The sequence below is a fragment of the Ruegeria sp. E5 genome (assembly GCF_056534105.1).
Genome location: NZ_JBQFPA010000002.1, coordinates 583,865 through 601,851 on the forward strand (window position 1 = coordinate 583,865; position 17,987 = coordinate 601,851).

The 17,987-nt window shown below is 56.6% G+C and carries 16 protein-coding genes; 3 read left to right on the forward strand and 13 right to left on the reverse strand.

What is annotated here, in order from left to right; genetic code table 11:
• Positions 1-97: 97 nt before the first annotated feature.
• The 12 genes from ACR0BI_RS10790 to ACR0BI_RS10845 all read right to left on the reverse strand — a co-directional run bounded on the left by ACR0BI_RS10790 (position 98) and on the right by ACR0BI_RS10845 (position 14,267).
• On the reverse strand, positions 98-1,024 hold the full coding sequence (locus tag ACR0BI_RS10790; RefSeq protein WP_170422864.1) for a carbohydrate kinase family protein: 927 nt from the start codon (positions 1,022-1,024) through the stop codon (positions 98-100).
• Positions 1,025-1,063: 39 nt separating this feature from the next.
• On the reverse strand, positions 1,064-2,908 hold the full coding sequence (locus ACR0BI_RS10795) for a family 1 glycosylhydrolase (RefSeq protein ID WP_480562037.1): 1,845 nt from the start codon (positions 2,906-2,908) through the stop codon (positions 1,064-1,066).
• Positions 2,909-2,975: 67 nt separating this feature from the next.
• Complete coding sequence (locus tag ACR0BI_RS10800; RefSeq protein ID WP_480562035.1) at positions 2,976-4,889, reverse strand: beta-galactosidase; 1,914 nt, start codon at positions 4,887-4,889, stop codon at positions 2,976-2,978.
• Positions 4,886-5,746, reverse strand: a complete 861-nt coding sequence (locus ACR0BI_RS10805) for an SMP-30/gluconolactonase/LRE family protein (RefSeq protein WP_170735909.1) — start codon at positions 5,744-5,746, stop codon at positions 4,886-4,888. The genes ACR0BI_RS10800 and ACR0BI_RS10805 overlap by 4 nt, the downstream gene beginning before the upstream one ends.
• The gene (locus ACR0BI_RS10810) at positions 5,743-6,348 is read right to left on the reverse strand and encodes a 2-dehydro-3-deoxy-6-phosphogalactonate aldolase (RefSeq protein WP_170735907.1); all 606 of its coding nucleotides are present in this window, start codon (positions 6,346-6,348) and stop codon (positions 5,743-5,745) included. Before ACR0BI_RS10810 ends, ACR0BI_RS10805 begins: the two co-directional genes overlap by 4 nt.
• On the reverse strand, positions 6,345-7,238 hold the full coding sequence (locus ACR0BI_RS10815) for a 2-dehydro-3-deoxygalactonokinase (protein WP_170625529.1): 894 nt from the start codon (positions 7,236-7,238) through the stop codon (positions 6,345-6,347). Before ACR0BI_RS10815 ends, ACR0BI_RS10810 begins: the two co-directional genes overlap by 4 nt.
• A 4-nt stretch (positions 7,239-7,242) precedes the next feature.
• Entirely contained in the window at positions 7,243-8,010 is a 768-nt protein-coding gene (locus ACR0BI_RS10820; RefSeq protein ID WP_170394433.1) for an SDR family oxidoreductase, read from the reverse strand.
• Positions 8,010-9,719 (reverse strand): IlvD/Edd family dehydratase, encoded by a 1,710-nt coding sequence (locus tag ACR0BI_RS10825; protein ID WP_480562032.1) that lies wholly within the window; start codon positions 9,717-9,719, stop codon positions 8,010-8,012. Before ACR0BI_RS10825 ends, ACR0BI_RS10820 begins: the two co-directional genes overlap by 1 nt.
• A gap of 54 nt (positions 9,720-9,773) precedes the next feature.
• Entirely contained in the window at positions 9,774-11,114 is a 1,341-nt protein-coding gene (gene melA / locus ACR0BI_RS10830; RefSeq protein ID WP_170394439.1) for an alpha-glucosidase/alpha-galactosidase, read from the reverse strand.
• 22 nt (positions 11,115-11,136) lie between these two features.
• A complete protein-coding gene (locus ACR0BI_RS10835; protein ID WP_170394442.1) occupies positions 11,137-11,985 on the reverse strand; it encodes a carbohydrate ABC transporter permease in 849 nt (282 codons plus the stop codon).
• A 1-nt stretch (position 11,986) separates the two neighbouring features.
• A complete protein-coding gene (locus tag ACR0BI_RS10840) occupies positions 11,987-12,913 on the reverse strand; it encodes a carbohydrate ABC transporter permease (protein WP_170394445.1) in 927 nt (308 codons plus the stop codon).
• Positions 12,914-13,007: 94 nt separating this feature from the next.
• Positions 13,008-14,267 carry an ABC transporter substrate-binding protein gene (locus ACR0BI_RS10845; protein ID WP_170394448.1) on the reverse strand — a complete coding sequence of 420 codons (1,260 nt, stop codon included), beginning with the start codon at positions 14,265-14,267 and terminating at the stop codon, positions 13,008-13,010.
• A gap of 140 nt (positions 14,268-14,407) precedes the next feature.
• Between ACR0BI_RS10845 and ACR0BI_RS10850 the strand changes: the two genes are divergently transcribed.
• From ACR0BI_RS10850 to ACR0BI_RS10860, 3 genes are all read left to right on the forward strand, one after another.
• On the forward strand, positions 14,408-15,202 hold the full coding sequence (locus ACR0BI_RS10850) for an IclR family transcriptional regulator (RefSeq protein WP_170394450.1): 795 nt from the start codon (positions 14,408-14,410) through the stop codon (positions 15,200-15,202).
• The gene (locus ACR0BI_RS10855) at positions 15,199-16,257 is read left to right on the forward strand and encodes a sn-glycerol-3-phosphate ABC transporter ATP-binding protein UgpC (protein WP_170611664.1); all 1,059 of its coding nucleotides are present in this window, start codon (positions 15,199-15,201) and stop codon (positions 16,255-16,257) included. Before ACR0BI_RS10850 ends, ACR0BI_RS10855 begins: the two co-directional genes overlap by 4 nt.
• A 63-nt stretch (positions 16,258-16,320) precedes the next feature.
• Positions 16,321-17,343: a trans-3-hydroxy-L-proline dehydratase gene (locus ACR0BI_RS10860; protein WP_480562030.1), complete on the forward strand. Its 1,023-nt coding sequence runs from the start codon at positions 16,321-16,323 to the stop codon at positions 17,341-17,343.
• 37 nt (positions 17,344-17,380) lie between these two features.
• Here the strand turns inward: ACR0BI_RS10860 and ACR0BI_RS10865 are convergent, their stop codons facing one another.
• Positions 17,381-17,962, reverse strand: coding sequence for a YceI family protein (locus ACR0BI_RS10865; protein ID WP_170509625.1), 582 nt, complete (start codon positions 17,960-17,962; stop codon positions 17,381-17,383).
• Positions 17,963-17,987 lie beyond the last annotated feature (25 nt).

Sequence of the window (17,987 nt, forward strand, 5' to 3'; positions counted from 1 at the left end):
AGCAATCTCGGGGGCCTTTTGTTTCAGCTGCGATTAAGAACGCGGCGTTGGACCTTGCTGCTAACTTAGCTTGAACACGGCATCGGTCTGTATACCTTCAGAGCTCCTGTGCCCAAGGCGGGTTTGCCCCCGCTCGGGATACGGTGACGGCAGCGACCTTTGCACCGTATTCAAGCGCGTCGCGAAGACTGCTTGTGGGCAAAGTACGCAAGGCGGGCTTGTTGAGATGACCGGTTTGGCTTAGCGCAGCCAGCACACCTGCGTTGAACGTATCGCCAGCACCAACAGTATCCACGACCTTAACCTTCTGGACGGGCACGGAAACGTCCGTTCCATCAGAAAGATAGCCTGTCGCGCCATCCCCCCCTTTGGTCACGATTGCGATCGCTGGTCCTGCACGAAGCAGCAGTGGAATTTTCTCGGCATGGCTTTCGGGGCCCGGTATAATCCAATCAAGGTCTTCATCGGAAACTTTAATGATGTCGGTCTTTGCGATCATACGGTTCAAGCGGGTCCGGTATCGCGTCTGATCCTTGATAAAGCTGGGTCGAATATTGGGATCCAACATCACTGCATGATCCGCGCCATGACGATCAAGTGCGGCCGCGTACGCATCAGCGCATGGTTCGCAAGCCAGGCTGATCCCTCCGAAATACAGTGCGGAAACGCCCGGTAGTTGATCCGGCATGTCTTCGGGCCGCAGCATCCGGCCCGCCGTATTCTCATCGACAAAACTGTATGTGGCGTGCCCATCCCTCAACTGCACGAATGCAAGTGTCGTAGGACGGTCCGAGCGGATAACGTGCGAGGTCGCGACATGGCTGATCTGCAAGGCGGCGATCAACTGCTCTCCGAACATGTCGGTAGATAGCCCTGACAGCAGCCCCGTTTGTATGCCCAGACGACCCAGTGCAATTGCTGTATTGAAGATCGCGCCGCCGGAATGTGGGACAAACCCTTTGCTGCCAGAAACCGTTGGTTCGGCGATCATATCGATCAGAGCTTCTCCACAGCACAGGATCATTCCGCTACCCTTCGATCTGCCTAAAAATGCACGGCCAAATTACCGTGCCAAGGCATTCTTACAGAAATTGTTAGCGCCAACAATGCCAAACTCATTCTGCTCCGACACATACAGGTTCATTGATCGCCGCAGTTCATCAAACCGACCTCCTGCGTTGAAGGCACGCAGAAAATCCTGACCAAACAGCCAGCGGTTCTTTTCGGCCACCCCGCCAACAAGAAACACACCTCCGAAGGGGATAAGAGCAACAGCAAGATCGCCCATTATGGCGCCCAGATGCTCGGTGAACATTCGCGCCGCCTTAACAGCGCAGGCATCCGAGCCGTCCTGAGCATCCTGCAGAATGTCTTTTGCCGAACGTATCATGCCGTTGGCCTGACCTTCGGCCATTCCGATCGCCTGATAGAGAACCGGTAGGCCAGTTCCGCTCAGGAACATCTCGGCCTCGATGGTGAGCGTATCGTCAAAAAAGCACTCGGGTATGATCTTGCGCGCTGCGCGGAAAACCTCGACCTCGTCAAGATGGCGCGGGGACAATCCAACATGGCCGCCCTCGCCGGAAACGGTGTGAAAATGTCCTTCAGAGTAGAGCAGGGCGCCCACGCCCAGCCCGGTTCCCGGCCCGACAACTAGCCGTGTCCCCAGTGGTGGAGCGGCTGAGCCCTGCAATACCTCAACATCATTCTCGGTAATCTCGGCGACTGACCATGCGGCAGCAGTGAAATCATTGATGACATAGGTATGGTGCGCGCCGGTTGCTCGGGCCAGAGCGTCTTCGGAAAGATCAAGATTGGCATTGGTCAGGCGAATGGTGCCGTCCTGAACCGGACCAGCCCCGGCAGCGACGACCGCGCGCGGCTGTGTTCCGACCTCGTCGCAGAGGCTGTGCAATGCGTCTTGCAGATCACTTACGGCGCCGGTGGGATGTTTGCGAAGATCGGTTAACTCCCCCTCGGTCACGACACCCAGTCTTGTGTTGGTTCCGCCAATATCGGCCACCAGATTCCAATGGGCGTGTAGCCCTCCCTTGGGTCGAACCCATGGGGCCGGGTGGGCATCACTTGCTTGGATTGTTTGCAGCGCCCCGATGTCAGTTCCGGACTGAACGAATATGCCCTGTACCAACGTGCCGGGTTCAAGCGCTTCATGTACCGCCTCCAGAATCTGCGCCAGGTCAGATCCCGTATCGGCGGCTATAGTCACGAAAGAAGGCAGAGATAGCTCATGCGCGCTGCGCATCAGCGCAACTATATCGGTGCCTTCTTTCACGACTACGCTGCACCAATCAATCGGCTCGGCGATGATGGAAAAATCATCCCGCCAATTTTCGGGAAAGTGGCTGGCCAATCGATCCAGCAAAGACTGCGAGTATTGCCCGTTGGTTATCGTATCAAGGATGAGCGGATCGACCTCTACACCCAGATTGGCCATCCCATAGCTCCGCATTTCCTGACGCGCCGCGCCGTGTGCAAGCAATTGATGGTGCAGGCTGCGGGCATTGGTGCGAGGGTCGCGTTCGATTCCGACGGACGGGTTCAAGGTAGAGATGTTGAATATCCGATCACCCATCCGGGCGACGATTACCTCAGAAAACGCTGCAAAATAGTCGGCCATTACTCGATTGCGCCACCCGCCGATATCCTCCAGCGCTGGGGGGATATCGTTGTGATCCAGCACGATGCATGGCCGAATGCTGTGTGCCAAAAGCTGATCAATCCGCTGCTCGCACTGATCCAATGCGCTTGCATCAGGAATGCGACCGTCTGGCATGATGTGCTGCCAACGAACTGTAAAGCGGTGCATGTCTAGCCCAGTTGCCGGTTCTGCAGGGGAAGCCGCACCAAACAGAAAGCCATTGGGAAAGTCAGAACGGGTATATTTCATTGTCGCAACCTGTTGGAGCCATGACCAGCGTCACGCCATCTAACAGGTTATGTTAGCGGCATCTAGATTAACGTTTATATGAACCGCGCGTCCTGAACAGGACATCACATCCCTCGACCTGCTGGCCGTCCCATGTCACTGAATGCGCATTATAGTTGATCAGCACTTCGTGCGACTGCGTCTCGCGCCGCCGCAGCCCTTCGGGCATCGGATGGAGCGCCAGATCCGTTTTCTGGGCCGCCATGGCTATGACGCGATCCCAAAGGGCCTCATCGGGGAACCCCGCCAAATACCAAAGACCGGCACCGCCATGCAACGCCGCAGTGCCATCTGCGAAAGAAAGCAATTTTTGCGCGGAGCCTGACAAGCGCTCAACCCAATGTTCCGCAGCCCCGCCCTCTTCGACAATACGGGTTACGCCAGGTGGCAAAGTTTCGATCAGATCGACATAGCTGCTGAGGCCATCAAGACCTGGGCGCCCCGAATCAGGGATCTGAAAATCTGCGGTGATTGCCCCGCTGCGCGGTCCCAGAACAGCAAGATCACACCCTTGTATTAGCCTTTGTTCAAGATCGCCTAGGGCAGCCAGGCCCGGTGCTAGGATCAGATTATAGTGCTCCTTGCCGACCTCGTCCTGAGGCACGAAATCCACCGACAACCCAGCGCGCCGCAGCGCGCGGTAGGCAGAGAATACGAGCCGGAAATAATCGAACCCCGCGCCCTGAGGCTGCGTTGTCCAGGCCCAGTCAGATGCATAATCGAAGACGATAGCAACCTGCGCATGGATAGGCTGAACCGTGCCTATCGCGGCCAGATCATCGGCGGTCTGACGCGCCTCGGCCAAACCGGGTGCTTCGTCGCCATGCGGGGTAAGTAGACCGGCATGCATCTGTTCCTGCCCAAATGGCGCTTGCCGCCAGCGGAAATAGCTGACCACTTCGGCCCCATGGGCCACCGCCTCAAGCGACCAGAGGCGCACCATGCCGGGCAGGGGTGCCGGGTTGTAGGGGGCCCAGTTCACTGGACCGGGTTGCTGTTCCATGACCCACCAACGGCCTCGACCGACGGCGCGGTATAGGTCGTGGTGAAAGGCCTGCATGTCCGGATCACCCTGCTGCAGAAATGCAGTCTTGTGCGGCTCGTCCACTTCCAACCGATCCGACAGGAAGCCAATCGGATAGCTGTCCCACGTCGCGATGTCCAAATCCCTGCCTACATCGAAATGATCGAATTCCAGCACACGCCCCATGTAATTGTGCAGCAATGGTTGATCCGTTAGCGGCCGCAGCGCATCGACCTGGGCCTTGTTGAACGCCACCACTTGATCCGAACTGAACCTGCGAAACGCCAAGACGTGTGCCGGGTTGGGCTCGGTCACGGTCTGGTTCGGCAGCTCGATCTGATCGAAGCTGTTATATTCCATCGACCAGAACACATTCCCCCAGGCATCGTTCAACGCGTCGATCGAGTTGTATCGGTTCGCCAGCCAGCGGTGAAAAGCATACAACGCCGCAGCACTATAGCTGAGCGTCGTATCGTGACAGCCATATTCGTTATCGATTTGCCAAGCAGCGATATGCGGGTTGCGGCCATAGCGCTGACCCATGATCTTCGTGATCCGCTTGCATTCGTCGATATAGCCGGTGTGACTAAAGCAATAATGTCTGCGTGAGCCGAACTTGCGTAGATTGCCATCAACATCCACAGCCAGCATGTCGGGATGCTTGTCCAGCATCCATCGCGGAGGTGTTGCCGTCGGGGTGCCCAGCACAATCTTCAGCCCTGCCGCACCCAAGGTTTCAATCGCGCGATCCAACCAGTCGAATTGCAGGTCTCCAGCAGTGGGTTCCATTCGGCTCCAGGCGAATTCGCCGATCCTGACCCATTTCAAGCCAGTCTCGACCATGCGCGCGGCGTCCTGAGCCCAGTTTTCTTCGGGCCAGTGTTCAGGGTAATAGCAAACGCCAAGTTCCGGCTTCATAGTATAACTCTGTGTTCAGCTTGACCTTGCGCCACATTTGGCGCGGTGAGTGTCATGCCATTCGTCGGCGTTCTTACAAGAGTGTCCGCGTCCAGCCCTTGGCGGGCGGTGGTGCAGAACAGTGTAGTCAGGTCATCACCACCAAAACTCGGGCACGAAGTGTGTTTGGCATCGAAACCAACCGCTCTCAGGAATTGACCGCCGGGCGTATAGGCTGCAACCCGGCTGGCACCCCATTGGGCGATCCAGATGTTTCCGTCGTGATCAACCACGGCACCGTCCGGGTTCAGATCTTCGCTTTGCAGGTCAAGGAAGACCGCCGCTTTTTCTATGGGCCAGCCTGTCTGCGCGTCCAGTTCCCAACGCATGACCAGCTTGGTGGCGGTATCGCTGTAATAGGCGCAGGATTGGTCCGGCGCAAAGCAAATTGCATTTGAGATGGTGATATCTCGGACCAATGGCCGTAGCTCGCCATTCCAATAGCGATAGATCGAACCTGCGCCTACTTCTGCCTGTTTGCCCATGGTGCCAATCCAGAACCCGCCCCAAGGATCGGCGCGCCCATCATTGGATCGAGTCACCAGATTGTCGACCTCAAGCGGGGCGATCAAATCTTTGGCTCGACTCTCAAGCCCAAATCGCCACAGGCCGGTTTCCGACGCGATCAGCAAAGTGTCACGGTCTACCCATCCTGCGGCTGAGACATGTTCATCGAACGCCCAGCTATGCGCTTGTTCATTTTCTCGCGTCATCAATCGCTTGCCGATGATATCGAACCAGAAAAGCTGTTGCCGTTTAGGGTGCCACAATGGCCCCTCGCCCAATTCGCAGGGGCGGTCGTCATAGACCTGACTCATCCAACGGCCTCATCATAGGCAGCAACGATTTGCCGGGCACGGTTTGCTATTTCTCCAACTGCCATTCCGGGCTTATAGAGCGCAGATCCAATTCCGAAGCCGTCGGCGCTGGCCTCGATCCAGGCTCCAAAGTTCTCGGGGCCCGCACCGCCCACCGCAAAGACCTGAGCACCCGGCGGCAAAACAGGGCGCAGCGCAGCCAACCCTGCAAGACCGGCAAGCGAACCGGGGAAAAGTTTTAACCCCGTAGCCCCGGCCTGGAGCGCAGCGAAGGCCTCGGTCGGGGTGAACACACCCGGCCAGCTTTGCAGCCCAAGTGCGACAGAGCGTTGGATCACTGACACATCGCAATTTGGCGAAACGATCAGTTTGCCCCCGACATCGGCAACCGCGTCAACCTGATCGGGGGTCAATACGGTACCCGCCCCAATAAGCGCGCGGTCCCCGATTTCCGAGGCGAGAACTCGGATACTTTCCAGCGGATCGGGAGAATTCAACGGAACCTCAATCCGGTCTATGCCCGCTTCCAACAGGGCGTGACCGACGGGTATTGCCTCGTCAGGGGGCAGCCCACGCAGGATGGCAATGATGGGGCGGCTCATGCGGTTTGCCTCGTTAATGTTCGGGCCTGCGACAGACCCGCAAGTGTTGCGATTGTGGCGTCTGCGGTTTCGACCATGGCACCTTGTTGCTGCAGGGCGGTTGCGTAGGCGTTGGATAAGCTTTCCGAGCCGATGATCGCCAATTGCTGGCCCAGCCAATAGGGTCGCGATGCGGCAAGCTCGGCGCCAATCAGGAACCCTGAAAGACGGGCGCGTGCAACGCTCTTGTTTTGACCGTGCAGCAAATCAGCAGCCCGTAGCCCGAATAGGCGCGCTGCCAGCTGCTCGGGTTTCGACAGCATGTCGGCAACCGCTTCAGAAAAACTCGCGTCGTCCCAGCCCTCGTCAATTGAATGCTGCAGAACGGATTGCCCGCGCAGCAGATCAAACAACTCACCGGTCATGAAGGTTCGGAAACTAACGACCTCACCCGCACTGATCTGGGCCCATTTTGTATGCGTGCCGGGCAGGCAAATCACACCGTCCCAATTCTGATGCGTGCTGAGGAACCCCGCGATCTGAGTCTCTTCGCCGCGCATCACATCGGGAGGGCTGGGCTGTTTCAGCCCAGGGACAACGAAGGCCCGAATGCGCGGATCGGTGTTTGGAACACGGAATGGTACGACCGGGATTGGTTCGGACGGAACAGCTGAATACGGGGCCTCGACCCAACCTTGCCGTGCCCCAACCATTCCGCAGGCGATCACATCTACCGGTTGCCCGGGCAGCCAATCTTCGATCAAAGCCAGCAAGGCTGCCTGAAAACCTCCGCCGGTTGTGCGGGACATACCATCTGACGACGCGGCCTGTGCCAAAACGCTATCACCTTGCATGGCCCATGCCCGCAGATGAGATGTTCCCCAGTCAACAGCGATCCACTCGACATTCATAGCATCACCCCGTTCCTACCACGCCGCCGTCAACCACCATGCACTGCCCGGTCATTGCACGGCTTGCGCTTGAAGCCAGAAACAGGGTTGGTGCTATCATGTCTTCGGGCGTCAGATGCTCTTTCAGGCTCTGGCGATCCATATGCGCAGCCAGATCTTCGGGTGTGGCCCACATGTCCAGCTGTTTCTGTGTCAGAACCCATCCCGGTGCCAGCGCGTTGACGCGAATTTTATGTGGCCCAAGTTCACGCGCCAACGAGCGTGTCATGCCGGTGATCGCCGCATTTGAACTGGTATAGATTGGATAACCTGCGTTCCCCATCAGGTAACTGATCGAACTGAAATTGATGATCGAACCGCCTTTGTCCTTCATCTGTCGCGCGGCTTCCTGACAGGCAAAATAGTAGGCCTTTAGGTTGACTTCGATCATCCAGTCCCAGAACTCGGTTGTAGTTTCTTCAAGTGAGTGCCGCTTGTCATTCGCAGCGTTGTTGACCAGCACTTTGATCGGGCCATGGGCTTCAGCTGCTTTGGCCATGGTGGCGTGCAACAGCTCGGTATCGGTCATGTCACCCTGCAAAAACAAGGGGGCGCGGCCGTGCTTGTCACGCATCTGTTCGACAAATTCACCGGCATCTGACCGACCGATAAAGGCAACTTTAGCCCCTTGGGCCATGAACCCGTCAGTCAACGCTGCACCAACGCCCGAACCGCCGCCGGTGATATAAACAGAGGCTCCGTTGAGGTCTTGAAATGTAGCAGGTTGATCCATCAGTGGCTCTCTCTCGTCACTAAGCGCGTGTCTTTGCCCACAAGGAAATCAAGGTCCGCGCCGCGATCAGCCTGCAACACGTGGTCGATATAAAGCTTCGCATACCCGCGCGAGTAATGCGGATCGTCCGGTTGCCACAGGGCGCGGCGGGCGTCCAGTTCCTTTTCGTCGACCAGCAGCTGCAGCTCGCCCTTGCTGGCGGACACGCGAATACGGTCACCGGTTTTGACCAGCGCCAACGTACCACCGGCCTGAGCCTCAGGGCTGACATGCAGGATAACTGTCCCGAATGCAGTACCAGACATACGCGCGTCCGAGATCCGGATCATGTCGCGTACGCCGTCTTTGACCAGCTTGGCCGGGATCGGCATGTTCCCAACCTCGGGCATCCCTGGATAGCCCTTGGGCCCACAACCTTTGAGGACCAGAATGGTCTCAGGTGTTACTGGTAAGTCGTCGCGGTCAATATTGGCTTTCAGATCTTCGATGCTCTCAAAAACGTATGCTTCGGCCTCGGTTTCCAGCAGTGCATCTGTGGCCGCCGAAGGCTTCACGATGGCACCGTTGGGCGCAAGATTGCCGCGCAGAACCCGCAGGCCTGCGGCGGGTTTTATCGGATCGTCAAATGGGCGGATGACGTCTGTGTTGAAACACTCAGCCCCTTCACAGTGGGCCGAGATGTCCTTGTTCAGAACTGTTCTTGCCGGGCGCAGGAAAGGTCTGAGTTCGCTCAGAACCACTGGCACACCGCCTGCATAACAGAAATCCTCCATCAGGTATTTGCCAGAAGGCATGCAATTGACCAGCAGGGGGATTTCCGATCCGATTTCAAAGTCTTTCAACGTCAAGTCGACACCCACGCGACCTGCAAGTGCCAACAGGTGGACCACTGCGTTTGTCGATCCTCCGACGGCCGCATTGGCGAGGATGGCATTCTCAAACGCCTCCCTGGTCAGGATATCTGATGGCTTGAGGTCCTCGTCCACCATCTCGACAATGCGCTTGCCGGTCAGATGCGCCAGTGCCATGCGGCGGGCATCAACGGCAGGCAGGGCAGCGTTGGTGGGCAGCGACATGCCCATCGCCTCAACCAATGAGGCCATGGTACTAGCGGTGCCCATAGTCATGCACACACCCGCGCTACGCGACATGCCTGATTCAGCGTTCATGAAATCCTGAAGTGTCATTTCTCCGGCACGAACAGCCTCGGAAAACTTCCAGACATCTGTGCCCGAGCCGATATCCTGACCCCGGTATTTGCCGTTCAGCATCGGGCCAGAGCTAACCACGATGGACGGCAAATCGACCGAGGCTGCGCCCATCAGCTGCCCCGGGGTGGTCTTGTCGCATCCACCCAGCAGGACAACGCCGTCGATACCATAGGCGCGGATCGATTCCTCGACATCCATCGCCAGCAGGTTGCGAAACAGCATGGCGGTGGGTTTCATCTGGGTCTCGCCCAGCGACATAACGGGGAATTCCACTGGAAAGCCGCCTGCCTCCCACACGCCTCGTTTCACGCCTTCGGCCAGATCACGAAGGCCCGAATTGCAGGGCGTCAGTTCCGACCATGTGTTACAGATGCCGATGATGGCGCGCCCGTCAAAAGCGTGATCCGGAAAGCCCTGGTTTTTCATCCAGGACCGGTGAATGAACCCGTCCTTATCGAGTTTTCCGTACCAATGCTGTGAACGGCGTTTCTTGGTCATTATTGGCTCTGTCTGTCTGGCGTTGGAATTGAGTGTTTTTTGAGAAGACGAAGATCAAGCTGCGCGGGCAGGACGGCACCAATCTGGCAGCCAATCGCCATGGGCAGAAAGCAGATCGGTGACGAGGCTGCGAATTTGGCGCAGATCCAGCTCGGCCGCAGTATGGGGATCCATCATTGCGGCGTGATAGATGTATTCGGGGTTTTCTTCGGTCAGCGCGCGAACCGTTAGCTCTTGTACGTTGATCTGGGTCCGCATCAACGCGATCAGTTGTGGCGGGATATCCGTGACCACGGAAGGTTGGACGCCATTCGAGTCAACCAGACACGGCGTTTCAACCGCTGCACCTAGGGGTAGTTGCGGAATCTGACCCGTATTTGGCAGGTTGCCGTAAGCTGTGTACGGCGTGTCTGTCACGATTGCGTTCATAAGGTCGGCGGCGAATTCATGGCTTCGGGTTACTTCAATGTTCCGACCATCTGTCAGGGTCTTGGCCTGTTCCTTCCAATTGGCCACCTGCTCGACACAGCGGGTCGGGTATTCGTCCAGCGGTATGCTGAACTGTTCGATCAGGTCATTGCGACCGTCTTTGATGAACCAAGGAACGTATTCTGCAAAATGCTCGGAACTTTCGGTGCAGAAGTATCCAAGATGGTCCATCACTTCGTACCGGACTTTGTTTGGACAGCGCGGCATTAGCAGCGGAGGCTTGGGTAAATGCCCGGCGCGATAGCCCTGACGCAAAGCCGGATACAGATCGCGGCCTTCATGCTCGAGCTTGAGGAAGAACGCGACGTGATTGATACCGGCAACTTTGTAGCGAAAGTCCGTCTTGGGCAGGTCTAGATCATGCGCCAGTTCTTCGACCGTGTTCTGGACAGAATGGCACAGGCCGACATGTTTCAGATTAGGGAAGCGCTCAGCCAGAGACCAGGTGTTGATGGCCATCGGATTCACATATTGCAGCAGCGTTGCGTTGGGGCACAACTGCATCATGTCCTGCGCGACGCCCCACAGAACGGGCACAGTGCGCAGGCCGCGCATAATGCCACCAACACCCAGCGTATCGGCGATAGTCTGACGCAGGCCATATTGTTTTGGGATTTCAAAATCTGTCACCGTGCAAGGCTCATACCCGCCAACCTGAAAGGCAGTGATCACGAAATCTGCGCCGTCCAGCGCCGCGCGACGATCCGTGTGGGTTGAGACGGTTGCACCCGTGCCGACTGAGCGGATCATGGCCTTGGCCACAGCTTCGCTTTCGGCCAAGCGCACCGGATCGATATCCATCAGCGCAAAGTGGCTGTCTGCAAGGGCAGGGGTGAGCAGGGCGTCGCCCACGATGTTCTGCATGAAGATCGTGGAACCTGCACCTACAAAGGTGATCTTGGTCATGAGGTAAACCTCTGGTTTGACGTTATTTTACGGCACCGAGGGTCAGGCCCGCGATGAAGTGTTTCTGCATCAGGAAGAACATGGCAACCGGCGGCAGGGCTGCCACTATAGAACCGGCACTCATCAACTGATAAGCAGCGCGAAATTGCGCGTTGAAGCTGGTGATCCCGGCTGTCACGGGCTGGCTTTCGGCCCCTTGGGTCAGGACAACAGCCCAGAAATAGTCGTTCCAGATGAAGGTGAAAATCAGGACACTGAGTGCGGCGATGGCCGGTTTCATCAGTGGTAGAACGACGTACCAGAAGATTCGCCATTCGCTAATGCCCTCGACCCGTGCGGCCTCGATCAGTTCGAATGGCAGGGCGCGGATGAAGTTGCGCATGAAGAGCGTGCAGAACCCGGTCTGGAAGGCGATGTGGAATAGCACAAGCCCTGTTTTGGTGTTGTAAAGGCCCAACTCCAGCGTGAGATCGCGCACAGGGACCATCAGGATCTGGAAGGGTACGAAATTGCCCGCCACAAACATGAAGAAGATCCAGAGGTTCGATTTGAATTTGTAGATCCCCAGCGCGAAGCCTGTCATGCAACTGAGTGCAACGGCCCCGATTACCGTCGGTACGGTGATCAGGAACGAGTTCATCAAGTAACGTGGCATATCCGAATTGAAAAAGACCTGACCATAGTTGAACGCGCCCTCAAAACTGGACGGCATCCCCCAGTAATTCGCATTGGTGAAGTCTGCGGCTGGTTTGACCGAGAAAAGTGCGACCGCCAAAAGGGGCCCCAGCCATAGTAGCAGTGCCAGAGGCAACATCGCCTGATAAGTGATCTGTGCCGCACGGGGTTGTTTTTCGATCGGTTTGGGAAACATCTCAGTGCCCCCTTTCTTCGCGGTACATCGACCACAGGAAGTAGGCGATGAAGCAGAGCATAATCAGGAACAGGATCACAGCGATAGCTGCGCCATATCCCATGCGGAAGCCGTATTCGGACAGCGCGACCTCGAACATGTAGTAGGCCAGCACGCGGGACGAGCCAAAAGGACCGCCCTGTGTCATGATCGAGATCAGGTCAAAGCTGCGCAGCGCGCCGATGATTGTCACAACGAATGCGATGAATGTTGCCGGGCGCAGCTGCGGCAGAATAATGTGCCACAGCATTCGCCCACCTTTTGCGCCGTCCAGACGCCCGGCTTCGATCTGTTCGGGGTCGACGGCGTTAAGGCCGGTGAGGTAGAGGATCATGCAATAGGCCGTTTGTGGCCATAGACCTGCGAAGATGATGCCGTAGGTTACGAAGCGCTCATCCCCCAGCACGTTCAGTGGACCGAGGCCAAAGAGGCTTAGGAATTCGTTTAGAAGGCCAAAGGTTGGGTCGTAGAACCATGTGAATACTAGCCCAACGACGACCTGAGAGATGACGAAGGGAAAGAAGAACAAAGACTTGTAGAGGCGGATGCCCCAGACCGTCTGGTTCAGGAACAGTGCAATAAACAAGCCTGCAGGGATTGCGGCCAGATACAGGATCAGCCAGATCAGGTTGTTCTTGAGCGAGATGTAGAAAGCGTCGCGGTCCACCCATTCCCAATACAGATCTTCATAGTTTCGAAAGCCGACATATTCAGCTGCACCTAAACCGTCCCATTCATAAAGAGACAGATTGAAAGACTGAAAGACCGGGATGATCACATAGACCATGAAGAACAACAGACCCGGAGCCAAAAACAGCCAGGGCGCGATGCGCTGTTGGTTTCTGTGGAACCAGCTTTCTTGCTCGGGGGCGTCAACGGCAGCGGTCATGGGCATCTCGGATCTGGTGGGTGAAGGCGGGCTGAAGCCCGCCCTACTATTGTGCAAGGTGTAGGCCGGGCTTCAGCCCGACCCTGGACAAGATTTAGTTGTCGTAGATGCGCTCGCGCGCACGTTCCAGCTTGGCCAGAATCTTGTCAGCGTTGTCCGGCTTGACCATGAATTCCTGGAAGCCTTCCATCGACACTTTTGCCATTTCCGCTGGTGCGTCGCGGTCCCAGAACTGTGCAACACCGCCGGGGCTGTTAGACGATAGCATGACAAAGCCCTGCTGCAGGAACTTGTCGTCGTCCACTGCAGATTGCGCGTTCACAGGCAACTGGCCGAGGTTTGCACCGTTGTTGATTTCGGTCTGTTCGTCCGCAGAGACTGCGAAACGCAGGAACTCACGCGCGGCTTCCTTGTTCGAGGCATTGGCCGGGATATGGAACGTATCGGTCGGCGCGTCTTCAGCCAGTTCAACATCGGGGTTGATGGCGACAAACTGATAGAAGTCCAACTGATCGTCGGTCAGGCCTGCTTCACGCAGCGGAGCCACAGCGAAGTTACCCATCAGATAGGCGGCGGCCTCACCGTTGACCATAAAGGGCAGGGCTTCTTGCCAGCTATAGGTCTGGTGGTTGTCAATGAATGCGCCCATGTCGATCAGCTGTTTCCAGTTGGCGAAGGTCTGCTTAACCCGGTCGTCTTCCCAGCTGATCTCGCCATTTGCGAGTTGATTGTGAAAGTCGAACCCGTTGGTGCGCATGTTCAGGTAGTCAAACCAGCCACCTGCTGTCCACAGGAACTTGGTGCCGATGGTATAACAGGCGCGGCCGGAATCGACGATCTTCTGGCAATTGGCCAGTTCTTCTTCCCAAGTGGTCGGCTCGGTCAGACCCAGCTCATCAAAGATATCTTTGCGGTAATAAACGCCCCATTGATAGTAGGTGTACGGAACACCCCACTGTTTGCCATCAATGGTCATCGCACCTTTGGTCGAGGCCAGATTGTCGGCGATTTCAGGTTCAGCCCACAGGTCCGAGACGTCTTCGAAAAGACCCGCTTCAACATAAGGCTTCATCCGGTTGGCTGCATACCAGGTGGCAACGTCTGGCGTGTCAGCCGTCAGGAAGTTGCGAATCTGGGTCTTGTAGGCCTCACGGTCGATCACGGTGGTTTCGATTTCCAGACCGGGATGTTCGGCCGCGAATCGCTCGATCATCGCTTCCATCGTCGCGCGCGGCGCCGGGTTGGACGTATCGAGGAAGATTCGCAGCTCGCCGGTCAGCTCTGCCGCGACGGGCGCAGCAAGTGCCACACTGGCAGCCAAAGCAGCCGCTGTGCGCTTGAACATGGAATGCATAGTTTCCTCCCTTAAGCTTCCATATTGGTCTCAAATATTGAAACCTTGTTTTATATATTGAAAACTACACATCGACTCGGCTACTCTTGTCAAGACCCTCGTGCCCAAAGCCGAGGGAAAGTGGAGGAGAACAGGCACCCGTGGCAGGTGACGGAACAATAGGAAAAGCATGTGACGTGCTGGAACAGGTCGCGGCCTTCGAACGCCCGGTGCGGTTCGGGGAATTGCTGGAACGCAGTGAATTTCCCAAGGCGACGCTATACCGTTTTCTGCAGTCGCTAACCAATCAGGGCATGCTGCACTACGAACCGGAACGGCAGACCTATTCGCCAGGTATGCGATTGGTGCGACTGGCACATTCGGCATGGACGCATAGCTCGTTAGCTCCAATTGCGCGGCCTTTCCTGGACGCTCTCAGCGCCGAGACAGGGGAGACCGTGCACTTGGCGCAACTTGATTCCGGGCAGGTGCTTTATGTGGATAAGCGCAACGCGCAACGACCAATTGAGATGTATTCTGAGGCCGGCAAGGTCGGCCCGGCCTATTGCACAGGCGTTGGCAAAGCGATGATGGCCTATTTGGACGAGGCACAGTTGGAAAAGACGATCTCGCAACAAAGCTTTCATCGGTTCACTGACAAGACCTTGGCCTCGGAAAAGGCATTGCGGGCTGATCTCGTTAAGATCCGCAGCCGCGGTTACGCAGTTGATGATGAAGAGCATGAGCCCGGCATCATCTGCATTGCCTGCCCGATTCTGACTAACGGGGGCCGCATGTTGGGGGCCCTATCGGTGACAGGATCGACTGGGCGAATGGATTTCGAGCAATTGCAATCTTGGGTGCCGCGCGTCCGGCGCGTCGCTGAACAGATCGGCACAGAAGCACAGGCGTGGCGGTTCCCCGAGGGCCAACAGAATAGGATGCAAGCAACATGACAGGTGTAACCCTGAAAGGCGCGATCAAACGGTATGGCCAGACGCAGGTCATTCACGGGATTGATCTGCAGATTGAAGATGGTGAGTTTTGCGTATTCGTGGGCCCCTCGGGCTGCGGTAAGTCCACGCTTTTGAGGATGATCGCGGGTTTGGAAGAAACCTCGGACGGGGAAATCCATATCGGCGCACGTGAAGTCACGCATGTGGATCCTGCCAAACGCGGAGTGGCGATGGTTTTTCAAACCTATGCGCTCTATCCCCATATGACCGTGGCCGAGAACATGGGATTTGGTCTGCGGATGAACGGTGTTGCCAAGGCCGAGATCGATCAGAAGGTTCAGGAAGCGTCAAATATTCTGAAGCTCGACCAATATCTGAAACGCAAACCCAAAGCGTTGTCCGGCGGTCAGCGTCAGCGTGTCGCGATCGGGCGTGCCATTGTGCGCGGCCCCGAGGTGTTCCTGTTCGACGAACCGCTCTCGAATCTGGATGCAGAACTTCGCGTGGAAATGCGGGTTGAAATTGCGCGGCTTCATCAGGAAATCGGCGCGACGATGATCTATGTTACGCACGATCAGGTTGAGGCGATGACCATGGCCGACAAGATTGTGGTATTGCGCGACGGTCGGATTGAGCAAGTGGGAGCCCCTATGGACCTGTATCGCGACCCCGACAATAAGTTCGTGGCGGGTTTCATCGGGTCTCCTGCAATGAACTTCCTTGAGTGCGATGTCGTGGACGGCATGGTGCGGCACCCTGCACTTACTGATGATGTCCCGGTCACCGAGAGCGTTCCCAAAGGAGCGACGAAAGTAACATTGGGTATTCGCCCCGAGCATATTCAGGTGGATCGAAACGGTGACACCTGCACAGTTGATCTGACCGAAGCGCTCGGTGGTGTTTCATATTCTTATCTGCTGACGCCAAATGGCGATAAGCTGATTGTGGAAGAACGGGAGGACCAACGCAGTACGACCGGTGACCGCATCGGGCTTTCGGTTCGTCCTAAGCGTGCGATGCTGTTCGATCCCGAGACGGGTCAGCGGCTGCGATAGGGCTTGCCAGACCGGATCTGTTTTGCATGACTGCGCATTATCCATCGGCTTTTCGGAGGCTTTATGCGCAGTTCCAAAACCATCCATGTAATCTCGGCCCATGCTGAAGGCGAAGTGGGCGACGTTATCGTCGGTGGTGTCGCTCCGCCTCCGGGAGAGACGATATGGGACCAAAGGACCTTTATCGCTGAGGACCAGACATTGCGGGATTTCATGCTGAATGAACCTCGCGGCGGCGTCTTTCGTCATGTGAATCTTCTGGTTCCACCAAAAAAAACCGAGGCCGATGCAGCGTTCATCATCATGGAACCGGAAGACACGCCACCGATGTCAGGCTCCAACTCGATTTGTGTCTCAACGGTTCTGTTGGACAGTGGCATTCTTCCGATGCACGAGCCTGAAACCCATCTGACATTGGAAGCCCCAGGAGGGTTGATCCGCGTCCGCGCCGAATGCCGCAATGGCAAGGCCGAACGTATCTTTGTGCATAATGTACCAAGTTTCGTCGACAAGCTGGATGCCCGGATCGAGGTTGAGGGCATCGGGACGTTGCGCGTGGATACCGCGTTTGGTGGCGACAGTTTTGCAATTGTCGATGCCGCCGATTTGGGTTTCGAGCTTACCCCTGATGAAGGAGCTGATCTTGCAAGGACTGGCGCGCGTATCACCGATGCCGCCAATGAGCAGCTAGGCTTCGATCACCCCACTAAAGACTGGAGTCACATTTCGTTTTGCCAGATTGCAGGCCCGCTCGATCGTCAGGGCGATATTCTCATCGGACGAAATACTGTCGCCATCAAACCGGGTAGGCTGGATCGTTCACCTTGTGGCACCGGTGCTTCAGCCCGGATGGCGGTTTTGCTGGCCAAGGGAGAAATGACGATGACCGATCGCTACCACGCGCGTTCAGTCATCAACAGTGAATTTCGCTGCCGTATCGTAGAGCGGCATGATCTGAACGGCCGCGTGGCGATCACCCCGGAAATCTCGGGGCGAGGCTGGATTACGGGTACGCACCAGCACATGCTCGACCCCGATGACCCATGGCCTGGCGGCTATCGCCTAAGCGACACTTGGGGGGCATAAGCCGGGGCCAAATTCGACCCCGTACTTTTCTTAGGTTTCAGCCTTCGAGACTGAACATCAATCGTGCGGTCACCGGTACGGTGCGGGTGATGCTGGGTAGTTGTGCCAACTCCATCAGCTTGTCTACGCCTGCCGAAACGCCCGCATCCTCGGTGCTGATGAACACCATGTCGTTGGTTGAAACCATGACGGCATCTTCGGCCACACGCAGGACAAACATATCGGTGTAGAATTCCACCTCGGTCCCCGCCAGAGCCAGCTTCGCATCCACCTCAATCGTATTACTGGCACCCACATCCAGCTTCGACACTTGGTCCATATCAATATTCGCGCTCAAGGTTGCGGTCGCGGCTTTGCGAAACACATACTCGATCATCCGTTCGTTACGGATGTCGATATTCGTTTCGACCGACGACAGATCGATATCGATACTAACCTTGCCATCTTCGCTGACATGACCCGAAAGGTTGGTGAAAGAATTGACCTCTCCAACATCATCGATCTTGACCGTCCCATAAGCCAGATGAGACGCATCCGGGTTTAGTGTCCAATCTGCAGCCAGACCCGGGCCTGCAATAATAGCCGACGCAATCGTGATTGTTTTGAACAGAAGTTTCATTTCTTTCCTCCAGGATCTATGACAG

What these genes read in the sequence shown, in the direction of transcription:
- ACR0BI_RS10860 (WP_480562030.1), top strand. Translation starts at nt 16,321, where the DNA reads ATGCGCAGTTCCAAAACCATCCATGTAATCTCGGCCCATGCTGAAGGC.
- ACR0BI_RS10825 (WP_480562032.1), bottom strand. Translation starts at nt 9,719, where the DNA reads ATGACCAAGAAACGCCGTTCACAGCATTGGTACGGAAAACTCGATAAG.
- ACR0BI_RS10835 (WP_170394442.1), bottom strand. Translation starts at nt 11,985, where the DNA reads ATGTTTCCCAAACCGATCGAAAAACAACCCCGTGCGGCACAGATCACT.
- ACR0BI_RS10845 (WP_170394448.1), bottom strand. Translation starts at nt 14,267, where the DNA reads ATGCATTCCATGTTCAAGCGCACAGCGGCTGCTTTGGCTGCCAGTGTG.
- ACR0BI_RS10865 (WP_170509625.1), bottom strand. Translation starts at nt 17,962, where the DNA reads ATGAAACTTCTGTTCAAAACAATCACGATTGCGTCGGCTATTATTGCA.
- ACR0BI_RS10815 (WP_170625529.1), bottom strand. Translation starts at nt 7,238, where the DNA reads ATGAATGTCGAGTGGATCGCTGTTGACTGGGGAACATCTCATCTGCGG.
- ACR0BI_RS10820 (WP_170394433.1), bottom strand. Translation starts at nt 8,010, where the DNA reads ATGGATCAACCTGCTACATTTCAAGACCTCAACGGAGCCTCTGTTTAT.
- melA (WP_170394439.1), bottom strand. Translation starts at nt 11,114, where the DNA reads ATGACCAAGATCACCTTTGTAGGTGCAGGTTCCACGATCTTCATGCAG.
- ACR0BI_RS10800 (WP_480562035.1), bottom strand. Translation starts at nt 4,889, where the DNA reads ATGAAGCCGGAACTTGGCGTTTGCTATTACCCTGAACACTGGCCCGAA.
- ACR0BI_RS10805 (WP_170735909.1), bottom strand. Translation starts at nt 5,746, where the DNA reads ATGAGTCAGGTCTATGACGACCGCCCCTGCGAATTGGGCGAGGGGCCA.
- ACR0BI_RS10790 (WP_170422864.1), bottom strand. Translation starts at nt 1,024, where the DNA reads ATGATCCTGTGCTGTGGAGAAGCTCTGATCGATATGATCGCCGAACCA.
- ACR0BI_RS10855 (WP_170611664.1), top strand. Translation starts at nt 15,199, where the DNA reads ATGACAGGTGTAACCCTGAAAGGCGCGATCAAACGGTATGGCCAGACG.
- ACR0BI_RS10810 (WP_170735907.1), bottom strand. Translation starts at nt 6,348, where the DNA reads ATGAGCCGCCCCATCATTGCCATCCTGCGTGGGCTGCCCCCTGACGAG.
- ACR0BI_RS10840 (WP_170394445.1), bottom strand. Translation starts at nt 12,913, where the DNA reads ATGACCGCTGCCGTTGACGCCCCCGAGCAAGAAAGCTGGTTCCACAGA.
- ACR0BI_RS10795 (WP_480562037.1), bottom strand. Translation starts at nt 2,908, where the DNA reads ATGAAATATACCCGTTCTGACTTTCCCAATGGCTTTCTGTTTGGTGCG.